Source organism: Brachybacterium avium, assembly GCF_002216795.1.
In the GTDB taxonomy this organism is placed as follows: Bacteria; Actinomycetota; Actinomycetes; order Actinomycetales; family Dermabacteraceae; genus Brachybacterium; species Brachybacterium avium.
Window position 1 is genome coordinate 2,680,031 of the sequence record NZ_CP022316.1, and the last position, 10,886, is coordinate 2,690,916.

Here is a 10,886-nt window from a genome sequence, read left to right on the forward strand (position 1 = left end):
GCCGGCTGAGCCCCGGACCGGCGGAGCGCTCAGCCCGGCTCGGGCCCCACCAGCGCGGTCGGCAGCCCGTACTCGTGCTCGAGCACCTGGCAGGCGGCCCCGGCGGCGATCAGATCGATGCCGCGGGTGGACAGCAGCACCTCCACATGGAGGCTCGCCTCGCCGTGCAGTCCCTCGGCGAGAGCTCGTCGGACCGCCTCCATCGTCACCCGGTGATGCGCGTAGACGGCGCGGCCGCCGAGCACCACGCGGTCCACATCCACCAGCCGCACCAGGTCCAGCACCACGGTGGCGAGCACGCGGGCGGCCAGCTCCTGATCGCCGGCCTCGAGGGCGGCGAGGTACTCGGCCTGGGCGCAGCCGCGGCGTCCGCAGGGACAGGGCAGCCCGTCCATCCGCACCACGGTGTGCCCGACCTCCCCGGCCTGCGAGTGGGCGCCGCGCACGATCACGCCGTCCAGGCGCAGGCTCGCTCCCAGCCCCTCTTCGGCGAGCACCAGGGCGGCATTGTCCAGCAGGCCCGGCTGGGACCAGCTCTCACCGACCAGCGCCGCCCGGGAGTCGTGATCGAGATGGACCGGCAGTGCGAGCTCCTGGAGCAGCAGGGCGCGGATCGGTGCGCCCCGCCAGGCGTCGGCGGAGGAGGCCGAGCCGCCGTAGACGCCCTCGACCGGATCGACCGGCCCCGGCATCCCGACGCCCACCCCGAGCAGCTCCCCCCGGCCGTGACAGGCGAGCTCCCGAGCCGTCCCGGCGAGGTCAGAGATCAGTGCGGGCACCGGCCGGCCGGGGTCGATCCTGACGCTGCGACGCTCGAGCACCTGCCCGGTGAGGTCCGCCACCACCCCGTGCAGGCGGGTCCGGGTCAGATGCAGGCCGATCGCCCGGCGGGACTCGGGCACGATCCGGTACAGGGTGGTGGGCTTTCCCGGCCCGGAGGAGAAGGAGCCGCTCTCGGCCATCAGTCCCCGGTCCATCAGCCGGGTGAGGATCTTCGAGATCGCCTGCGGGGTGACCTGCAGGGCCTCGGCCAGGCCGGTGCGGGCGACCGGTTCGCCGCGCCGGGCGACGGCGAGCACGGCGGCGTCATGGGCGCCTGCCACGCGGTCCAGCGGTCCGGTCGGTCTCACGCCGCTCATCCTCCCACGCCCGGGATGTGTGATGAGGATCTGTCCTCGCACCCCCTTGACGTAACGCAACAGCGTTGGCTTATTGTGGTCCCTCGGTCGACGACGCCCTCCTGACCCTGCACCTCCGATCGTCGAGGACCTCCCATGACGCTCCACACCGCTTCCCGCTCGGCACCGCCGCCCGAGGCGACCGAGAACCCCCTCCCCGCCCCGCACGAGCTCTCCATCCGCCGCCGCACCCTCGCCCTGCTCGCCCTCGCCCTCGGCGGCGTGGGCATCGGGGCCTCCGAGTTCGCCACCATGGGCCTGCTGCCCGGGATCGCGGACGGGCTGCTGAGCGAGCAGATGGCCGCCGAGCCCACGGCCGGCATCGCCCGCGCCGGCGGGCTGATCACCGCCTACGCCCTCGGCGTGGTCGTCGGCGCCCCGGTGCTGGCGCTGCTGTCGGTGCGCTGGAGCCGGACCTCCATGATCATCGCGCTCGCCGTCGCCCTCGCCGCCGGGACCGTGCTGTCCGCGCTGATGCCGACCTTCGAGCTCACCCTGGCCGCCCGCTTCCTCGCCGGGGTGCCGCACGGCGCCTACTTCGGGGTCGCCTCGCTGCTGGCCGCCTCCCTGATGGGCCCCGGCAGCCAGGGCAAGGGCGTCGCCGTCGCGCTGTCCGGGCTGACCGTCGCGAACCTCGTCGGGGTCCCGCTGATGACCGCCCTCGGCCAGGTGGCCGGCTGGCGCACCGTGTACCTCGTGATCGCCGGGATCTTCCTGGCCACCGTGCTCGCCCTGCGGTGGACCCTGCCCCCGCAGCCCGCCGTCCCGGGGCGCCGTGCGGTCGACGAGCTCCTCGCCCTGCGCCGCCTGCAGCTGTGGATCGTGATGGCCATCGCGGCGGTCGGATTCGCCGGCGGGTTCGCCGTGTTCAGCTACGTCGCCGACATCACCACCCAGATCTCCGGCGGCTCCGCGACAGTGGTGCCGTGGGTGCTCGCCGCTGCGGGAGCGGGCATGACGCTCGGCAACGTCCTCGGCGGGATCACCACCGACCGCTCCCTGCGGGGCACCCTGCTGCTGGGCTTCCCGCTCTACATCGCCGCGCTGATCGGGCTGTTCCTCGCCGCCCCCGGCTCGCTGCCCGGCCTGGTGATCGGCTTCTTCGCCGTCAACACCGCCAGCTCGGCGCTGAGCCCCGCGCTGCAGACCTGGCTGATCCGGGTGGCGCACCGCTCCGAGGTGCTCGGCGCCTCCCTGAACCACGCCGCCTTCAACGTCGCCAATGCGCTCGGTGCCGCCCTCGGCGGTGCGGTGATCGCCGGCGGTCTCGGCTTCCGGGCCCCGATGGTGGTCGCGATCGTGCTGGCGAGCACCGGATTCGTCCTGGTCGGCGCGACCCTGGTGGCGCTGCAGCTGCGGTCGCGGCGCACCCTGGCCGTGCTGGCCGAGCACGAGGGCACCTTCACCGGCTCGCTCCCGGTCATCGCGGCGGAGGAGGAGCACGAGGAGCACGAGGAGCGCGAGCCGGCCTCCACCACCACCGGCATACTCCCGGTGCTGGCCGACGCCTGAGCCCCGCTGCGCTGTCACAAACGGTCACGGATCCCGGGAGTCCCCCTCACGGAGCCCTACTGTGACGGGGAGAGACCGAACCGAGGAGCGAGGAGCCGCCGTGCACATCCAGACCGCCGCCGTGCATACCCTGCAGGACTTCGAGCACGGAGCCGTGGTCCCGCCGGTCCACCTCGCCTCGACGTTCGAGCTCGACCGGGCCAGCGAGGAGGGCGCCTTCGCCTACCAGCGCGGCGCCAACCCCACCCGGGCCCAGCTCGAGACCGTGCTGGCCGCCCTCGACGGCGCGGAGCACGGCTTCGCCTTCGCCTCAGGGATGGCCGCGACCGCGGCGGCGCTGTCGACCCTGGTCGTCGGCGACGAGGTGCTGCTGCCCGCGAGCGTGTACGGCGGCACCTATCGCTTCGTGGACCTGGTGCTGCCCGGCCGCGGCGTCACCGGGCGCTTCGTCGATGATCTCGGCGCGCTCACCGATGCGGACTTCACCCCCGCGACCCGGGCGGTCTTCGTCGAGACCCCCGCCAACCCCACGCTGCGGATCACCGATCTGCGGCGCATCGTCGAGCTCGCGCACCGCCACGGGGCGCTGGTGATCGTCGACAACACCTTCATGTCGCCGGTGCTGCAGCGACCCCTCGAGCTGGGGGTCGACGTCGTCGTGCAGTCCGCCACCAAGTACCTCGCCGGGCACTCCGACCTGCAGGCCGGTGCCCTCACCACGAACGACGAGGCGCTCGCCGAGGCGTTCGCACTCGCGCAGAAGGCACAGGGCGGGGTGCTCGCCCCGCAGGACTCCTTCCGGCTCATCCAGTCGATCAAGACCCTCCCGCTGCGGCTCGAACGGCAGCAGGCCAATGCGGCGGCGATCGTGACGCATCTGCGCGGCCGTGAGGACATCGCCCGGGTCTGGTACCCCGGCTCCCACAGCGAGCAGGAGGCCCGCATCCACGCCTCCCAGGCCACCGGCACGGGCGCGGTGCTGTCCTTCGAGCTGGAGGAGGGTCTGGACCGCATCGCCTTCCTCGAGGCGCTGCGCTATCCCGCCTATGCGGTGAGCCTCGGCGGGGTCGAGACCCTGATCTGCCGCCCGGCCACGATGACGCACGAGGCCATGACGGACCAGGCGCGGCAGGCTGCGGGGATCTCCGCGGAGCTGCTGCGCCTGAGCGTCGGCATCGAGGACCTCCAGGACCTGCTGGACGATCTCGATCAGGCGCTCGCCGCGGCTGCTCGCTGAACGTCGCCCGCTGCGCGCTTCGCTCGGAGCGGAGCGCGCACACAGCAGGGTCTCGGGATCCGACGGTAGGATGCCCGGGTCGGTCCACGGTCGCCCCACGGCGTCCGCGCAGGACCCCCGATCCCACGTGAGGAGCCACATGGCACGCCACAACATCGTGTTCGGCCGCGATCAGTCCGTGCGAGGCGGTGCGAACCACCACGCCCCCCAATTCGGTCAGAGCGCCCGGACCGCCCCGGCACAGGACACCCAGTGGTCCTCGGGCTTCGCCCCGCAGGGAGCACAGCAGGGCGACTCGCTCGAGGCGATCTACGCCCGCCCCTCCGCGACGGGGCATGACACCGGGCGGATGACCCTCAAGGATGCGCTGAACGCGATCACCGCGACCCTCGGCATCATCGTCGTGGTCGGCTTCGCGGTCGCCCTGCTCCCCTACGCGCTGTCCCTCGTGGCCGGCGAGGCCGGTGCCCAGGCGGGCCTGGCGATCACCGGTGTCGCCACTCTGATCGGCGTGATCGGCGGCCTGGTCGCCGCGCTGGTCAACATCTTCAAGAAGCAGCCCTCCCCGGTCGCGGTGATCGCCTACGCCGGCTTCGAGGGCCTGTTCCTCGGCGGGATCAGCGGCACCCTGGAGTACTTCTACCCCGGCATCGCCCTGCAGGCCGTGGTGGGCACCCTCGCGGTGGCCGGCACCGTGCTGGTGCTGTTCCGCATGGGGGTGCTGCGCACCTCGCCGCGCCTGAACAAGATCTTCTTCGTCGCGATGATCGCGTACCTGCTGTTCGGACTGGTCAACATCGGGCTGATGCTGATGACCGGCCAGAACCTGCGTGACGGCATGCTGGGCCTGGCCATCGGCGGCCTCGCCGTGGTGATGGCCTCCTACTCGCTGGTGATGGACTTCGAGGACGTCCAGCGCGCCGTCGAGGGCGGGGTCCCGCGCAAGTACGCCTGGCGCGTCGCCTTCGGGCTCGCGGTCACCATGGTGTGGATGTACATCGAGATCTTGCGGATCCTCGCGATCCTGCGCGGGGACTGAGCAGGGCACGGCGCGGCACGGTCCGCGCCCGTATGCTGAACGGCGGGTCCCCCCCCGGGGCCCGCCGTTCTGCTTCCCCGCGAGAGGATCACCGATGACCGACGCCTGGATGTGGGTCGTGGACCACGGGGCCCTCTGGCTCCCGTACGTCTACTTCGCCGTGGATATCGTGCTGCGCCTGGTGAGCCTGATCGTCGTGCCGCGGAACCGTCGCCCCGGCTCGGCGATCGCCTGGCTGCTGGCGATCATGGTGCTGCCGCTGATCGGCTTCCCGCTGTACCTGCTGCTGGGCAAGGCGCGGCTTCCGCGCGCGCGGCGTGAGAAGCAGCAGGTCGTGAACCGGCTGATGCGGGTGCGGGCGCAGAACATCCCCGACAGCGAGCTCGACGAGGACGTGCCCAGCTGGATGCAGTCCGCAGTGCGGCTGAACCGGGAGCTCGGCGCCTTCCCGCTGACCGGCAACAACTCCGCGGATCTCGAGATCGACTACGAGACCTCGATCGCGGCGATGGCGGCCGACGTGCGCTCTGCACGCGAGAACGTGCACGTGCTCTTCTACATCATGGGCCTCGACGAGGTCACCGAGGACTTCTTCGAGGCGCTCGCGGAGCGGGCGGACGCCGGGGTCACGGTGCGGGTCCTGTACGACCACTGGGGTGCGCTCAGCCACCGCACGCAGTACCGGGCGATGCGTCGGAAGCTCGACGCCCACGGCATCGAGCACTTCCCGATGAACCCGATCCAGCCCATCCGCGACGGTGCCTTCCAGCGCCCAGATCTGCGCAACCACCGCAAGATGGTGATCGTGGACGGCGAGATCGGCTGGATGGGCAGCCAGAACCTCATCGCCTCCCACTACGACAAACCCGCGAACATCCGCCGGGGCCTGCACTGGCAGGAGACGATGGCCCGCTTCCGCGGTCCGATCGTCTCCGAGCTGAACCTGCTGTTCGCCACGGACTGGTTCTACGAGTCCGAGCAGATGCTCGAGATGGAGACGGTGGTGAAGCGCTCCCCCGACACCTCCGGGACCTACGAGTGCCAGCTGGTCCCCAGCGGCCCCGGCTTCGTCTCGGAGAACAACCTGGCCCTGTTCAACCAGCTGTTCTATTCCGCCACACGGCGCATCGTCGCCGTTTCCCCCTATTTCGTGCCGGATGAGTCGATGCTCGCCGCACTGGTCACCGCTGCCCGGCGCGGGGTGGAGGTCGAGCTGTTCGTCTCCGAGATCGGTGACCAGTTCTTGGTCTTCCACGCGCAGCGCTCGTACTACTCGGTGCTGCTGGAAGCGGGGGTGAAGATCTGGCTCTACCGCGCCCCCACGATCCTCCACGCCAAGCACCTCACCATCGATGATTCCGTGACGGTGATCGGTTCCTCGAACATGGACATCCGCTCGTTCCTGCTGCAGATGGAGTGCTCGCTGATGATCGGAGGCACCGACGCGATGCAGAAGATGCGGGAGGTGGAGGACACCTACCGCTCCCGCAGCCGCGAGCTCACCCTCGAGGAATGGCAGCAGCGGCCGCGCACGATGCAGGTCCTCGACAACCTCTGCCGCCTGGCCTCCGCAGTGGTCTGACGAGAGCGCTCAGGAGACCCCGGTGAGGGACTCGTAGGCCTCGGCGGCCGCCTCCTCGTGCTCGGTGACGCCGAGGGCGGTCTCGGTGCCGAAGACGCTGGGGCCCTCAGCGGTCTCCAGCACCACGATGACCAGCTCGGTCGCGTCGGTCTTCTCCATAGGAGCGGAGGCGAAGTTCACCGTGGCCGTGGTCCGGTATCCGGGGTTCCCGGCGATCGTGACCGGCTCGGTGATCTCGTCATCCAGGGTCCGGCCCGTGGTATCGCCCCAGATGCTCGAGTAGAAGAAGCAGTTCACGATCGTCTGCGAGGCGACCTCCGCGCCGGGGTACTCGATGCCGGGCTGCCATTCGACCGCACCCACGAAGGTGGTCGAGTACCAGGAGCTCTCGACCAGCGCCTGGGCTCCCTGGAGATCGTTCGTGTAGGCGATCCCGTAGGGGGTGGCGCGCTGCTGGTAGATGGCCGGCGGGATGAACTGCAGACCGCCGCCGCGCAGCTTTCCCGAGGGGTTCGTGGAGGTCCGCTCGGGCTCCGGGGTCCAGCAGCGCTCCGCCTCGACATCGGTCGGGCTGGGGGAGGGCGACTCCGCGCCATCGGCGCCCGCCGGATCCGTGGCGGTCGTCGAGCCCGTGACCGGTGGACTGCTGGCCTGCGGATCTCCAGAGCCGGGGCGGAGCACCAGATATCCGACCGTGCCCGCGATGACCAGCAGGAACACGACGGCGAACGAGATCCCGCCGATGAGCAGCGCGGTGCCGCGACTGCCGGGGCCGGGCTGCTGCTGGGTCGTGGGGAACTGCGGTCCGGTGTGCACGGGGGCTCCTTAGACGGGGTGTCTCGTTCTGGACCGGTGGCCCGGTCCTCTGGTCACTCGACGACGTCGAGGCTGGCGATGATGTCTTCGAGGTTCTGGACGTGCTCGGGCTGGTCGGCAGCGACATCGCTGGCCAGGGCGCTGGGACCGTCGGGAGTCTCGACGACGATCGCGGTGACGATCGAGGCGCTCGAGGACTGCAGCTGCTCGGGATCCTCGAAGTGGTACGTGGCCTGGACGATCCAGGCAGGCTCGCCATCCACGGTGAGGGCCTCGGAACGGTAGTCGGTCACCTCCGGGTGATCGCCGAAGAAGGAGACGACGCCCGCGGTGGTGGCATAGCACTGGAAGATCGCGACCGCCGCGTTCTCGCGCCCCGGGTAGCCGCCCTCGTCCTCGCCGAAGGTGACACGGCCCAGGTTGACCACGCTGTACCAGTTGCCCTCGACCTGACGGGCATCGGCGCCGATCTCGGTGAGATAGGGCAGCGAGCTCGTGATCCAGCCCGCGCCCCAGCTCTCCGGCACGGTGAACTCGAGGTCGCCGCCGCGGATCTTCCCGATGCCGGAGGCCGGAGCGGCCCGAGTGTTCTCCGGAACGGTGCATTCGGTGGTCGGCGCCTGGGTGAAGATCGGCGGGGGAGGCGCGATCTCCGGCTCCTCCGGATCGGGCACGTACTCGGACCGGCCCTCAGCGGAGCGCTCGGAGGTCGGGAACGCCGTGGGGCCGGGATCATCCAGGGCCGAGCGGAAGACGGTCTGGGACAGCACCAGTGCGATCACGGCCAGCAGCACCACCGCACCGCCGAGGACGACCAGCATGGTGGTGCGGGAGCGGCGCAGCGCGCGCTCACTGGGGCACCGAGGGTGGCGGGACCGTGATCGGAGTCGAAGCTCGGCAGGTCCTGCGAGGACGATGCGGAGAAATCGGGCAGGCCGGAATCCGTCGAGCGCCGCTCATCGCCTGGCTCCTGGCTCATCGTCACCTCCCCGACCCCCGGGTGATTCTCGCACGCCCGGTCCGTGCTCCGGCGACCAGGATAGTTCGCAGATCCGGAGGGAGAGGCCAGGCACGGTTGATACTCTCCGCTGACGGAGCAGGCCCCGCGCCTCGCCCCGCCCGGCTCCGCGCAGCCGTCGGAGCCCGGGACCCCGAGAGATGGAGACTGCATGCGCCCGCCCCTCGTCCTGACGATCGCCGCCTCCGAGTCCGACGGGGCCGCGGGCCTCCAGGCGGATCTGAAGACGTTCACAGCCCTGGGTGCCTACGGGGCCAGTGCGGTCAGCATGGTCTCGACCATCACCGCCCATGAGGTCCACGGCACCTACCCCCTCCCGGCGGACGTCGTGCGCGGGCAGATCGATGCGGTCGCCGCCGACCTGCGGCTGGACGCGACCAAGATCGGGGCCCTCGGCAGTGCCGCGGTCGTGGAAGCGGTCGCCGGAGCGGTCCGGGAGCACCGGGACCGCCTGGGGCGGATCGTGCTGGACCCCGTGATGGTCAGCGCCCACGGCACGCCTCTGATCTCCGCCGAGGGGGCCGGCGCGCTTGGGAAGCTGCTGCTGCCGCTGGTGGATGTGCTCACCCCGAACATGGCGGAGGCGGCGCAGCTGCTGGGACGGCCGCTGGCCACCTCGATCGAGGAGATCCGGGAACAGGCCCTGGCGCTGCAGGCGATGGGGCCCGGTGCCGTGCTGATCACCGGGGGGCGCCTGGAGGGTGAGGACGTGGTCGATGTGCTGGTCCATGCCGCCGGCACCGACCTGCTGCGTGCCCGCCGAGTGCCGGGCCGCCGGGTCCGTGGGGCGGGCTCGACCCTGTCGGCCGCGATCGCCGCACAGCTCGCCCGCATCGCCGGCTTCGACCGGGCCGGGCAGCTGGGGGAGATCGGGGAGGCCGGGGCCGAGGACGACCTGGTCACCATCGTCGCCTCCGCCCGCGAGTTCGTCGCCAGCGCGACCGAGAACGCCCAGGACTGGAAGCTCTCGCGGCGCTCCGGCGGCTACGGGCCGCTGAACCACCTGATCACGCTCGACACCTGAGCCGCCGACGCGCCGGGACTGAGCCGCCGACGCGCCGGGCCGGAAGCGCCGGCTCGCCGGGACCGAGCCGCCGACGCGCCGGGACTGAGCCGCCGACGCGCGGGCTCCTTGTGGCTGTTCCCCGATATCACTCACCAGTGAACGGGATCGGGGAATGGCTCGGCGTGCCACTCACGGGGTGCCACTCGAGGGGTGCCACCTATGGCGGGTCACTTCCGGTCCGTTACTGCTCCAGCAGCCCCAGCTCCTCCTTGAGCGCGAGCATCCTCCCGGCGGATTCCCGCACCCGCCGGGCCTGCTCCTCGCCCTGGTCGGCCCAGTCCTGGATCGCGTCGACCAGCTCACCGGTGAGCGAGGCGTCGGCGGTCAGCACCACGTCACCCCCGGCCGCGAGCAGCCGGGTGGCACGCTCGGGCACCGGCACCGAGGCGACAGCCTCCGCGGCGCCGACGTCGTCGGAGACCACGAGGCCGCTGAAGCCGAGCTCACCGCGCAGGAGATCCTCGACCGCGGCGGCAGAGAACATCGCGGGCACGTCCGGCTCCAGCCGGGGATAGATCGCCGAGGACATCATCACCAGACCCGCCCCGGCCCCGATCCCGGCCCGGAAGGACTCCAGGAACGGATCCCCGGCATCGGTGACCGGGTCCTCGATGCCCGCAGCGGAGAAATCGGTGTTCTCCTCCACCCGGCCCAGGCCGGGGAAATGCTTGAGAGTCGCGGCCACTCCCTGTGCGGCGAGCGCCTCCGTCGCCGCGACCACGCAGTCCCCGACCGCCTCCGGGTCGGTGCCGAATCCGCGCCCCAGCGCACCGACCGGTCCGTTGGCCCTGCCGAGGTCGGGATCCACGACGTCGGCGACCGGGGCGAGGGCCACCTGGATGCCGCGTGCGGAGAGGTCCTCGCCGATGCTGGTGTAAGCCTCGGTCACGGCGCGGGGACCCTGGGCACCGAGCTCCTCGGCCGAGGGAGTGCGGCGTGCGGCGTCCCCGCGCAGCATCCTCACCTGCCCGCCCTCCTGGTCCACGGCGATCAGCGGCGGGAGGTCGGGGCGGGAGCCCTCGTGGGCGGTGGCGATCATGCTGTCGACCGCGTCGGCGCTCTCCCAGACCTGCAGCAGGAAGATCCCCCCGGCGTGATGCTCCGACAGCACCTCTGACGGGATCTCGCTGCCCGCTGGGATCCCCACCAGGACCAGCTGACCTGCGAGCTCCCGTGGGGAGAGCTCGGCCAGTAGCAGCTCGGCCGGGCTCGGCGGAGCGGTGGTGGCCTCGGTCGTGGGATCTGTGCCGGGCTCCTCACCGCCGGCATTGCTCGCGCCGGTGCTGGCCGGCGACCTCGGGTCCTCGGGCGTGCAGGCGGCGAGCGCCGCGACCGGGGCCAGGGCCAGCAGATGACGACGTCTCATATGGCGAGTCTTCCACGCAGGGACGAGGCTGGCAGACGTGGGCGCGCGGGCCACCGATCCGTCCGCGCCACC

General features: G+C 71.5%; 9 protein-coding genes. 5 read left to right on the forward strand and 4 right to left on the reverse strand.

Annotation, left to right across the window (positions count from 1 at the left end; translation table 11 throughout):
* Positions 1 to 29: 29 nt before the first annotated feature.
* Positions 30 to 1,139, reverse strand: a complete 1,110-nt coding sequence (locus CFK39_RS11995; protein ID WP_089065657.1) for an ROK family transcriptional regulator — start codon at positions 1,137 to 1,139, stop codon at positions 30 to 32.
* Positions 1,140 to 1,274: 135 nt separating this feature from the next.
* Between CFK39_RS11995 and CFK39_RS12000 the strand changes: the two genes are divergently transcribed.
* The 4 genes from CFK39_RS12000 to cls all read left to right on the forward strand — a co-directional run bounded on the left by CFK39_RS12000 (position 1,275) and on the right by cls (position 6,548).
* Complete coding sequence (locus CFK39_RS12000) at positions 1,275 to 2,690, forward strand: MFS transporter (protein ID WP_089065658.1); 1,416 nt, start codon at positions 1,275 to 1,277, stop codon at positions 2,688 to 2,690.
* Between the two features lie 100 nt (positions 2,691 to 2,790).
* Complete coding sequence (locus tag CFK39_RS12005) at positions 2,791 to 3,927, forward strand: trans-sulfuration enzyme family protein (RefSeq protein WP_089065659.1); 1,137 nt, start codon at positions 2,791 to 2,793, stop codon at positions 3,925 to 3,927.
* Between the two features lie 139 nt (positions 3,928 to 4,066).
* On the forward strand, positions 4,067 to 4,966 hold the full coding sequence (locus tag CFK39_RS12010; RefSeq protein ID WP_089065660.1) for a Bax inhibitor-1/YccA family protein: 900 nt from the start codon (positions 4,067 to 4,069) through the stop codon (positions 4,964 to 4,966).
* 109 nt (positions 4,967 to 5,075) lie between these two features.
* The gene (gene cls / locus CFK39_RS12015; RefSeq protein ID WP_420836222.1) at positions 5,076 to 6,548 is read left to right on the forward strand and encodes a cardiolipin synthase; all 1,473 of its coding nucleotides are present in this window, start codon (positions 5,076 to 5,078) and stop codon (positions 6,546 to 6,548) included.
* A gap of 9 nt (positions 6,549 to 6,557) precedes the next feature.
* On the opposite strand, the gene CFK39_RS12020 is transcribed toward cls, so the two are convergent.
* Positions 6,558 to 7,364 carry a flagellar basal body-associated FliL family protein gene (locus CFK39_RS12020; protein WP_089065662.1) on the reverse strand — a complete coding sequence of 269 codons (807 nt, stop codon included), beginning with the start codon at positions 7,362 to 7,364 and terminating at the stop codon, positions 6,558 to 6,560.
* Positions 7,365 to 7,417: 53 nt separating this feature from the next.
* A complete protein-coding gene (locus CFK39_RS12025) occupies positions 7,418 to 8,185 on the reverse strand; it encodes a hypothetical protein (protein WP_245822546.1) in 768 nt (255 codons plus the stop codon).
* Between the two features lie 348 nt (positions 8,186 to 8,533).
* Between CFK39_RS12025 and thiD the strand changes: the two genes are divergently transcribed.
* Complete coding sequence (thiD, locus tag CFK39_RS12030) at positions 8,534 to 9,406, forward strand: bifunctional hydroxymethylpyrimidine kinase/phosphomethylpyrimidine kinase (protein ID WP_089065663.1); 873 nt, start codon at positions 8,534 to 8,536, stop codon at positions 9,404 to 9,406.
* A 223-nt stretch (positions 9,407 to 9,629) separates the two neighbouring features.
* On the opposite strand, the gene CFK39_RS12035 is transcribed toward thiD, so the two are convergent.
* Positions 9,630 to 10,814, reverse strand: coding sequence for a glycoside hydrolase family 3 N-terminal domain-containing protein (locus tag CFK39_RS12035; RefSeq protein WP_245822548.1), 1,185 nt, complete (start codon positions 10,812 to 10,814; stop codon positions 9,630 to 9,632).
* Positions 10,815 to 10,886 lie beyond the last annotated feature (72 nt).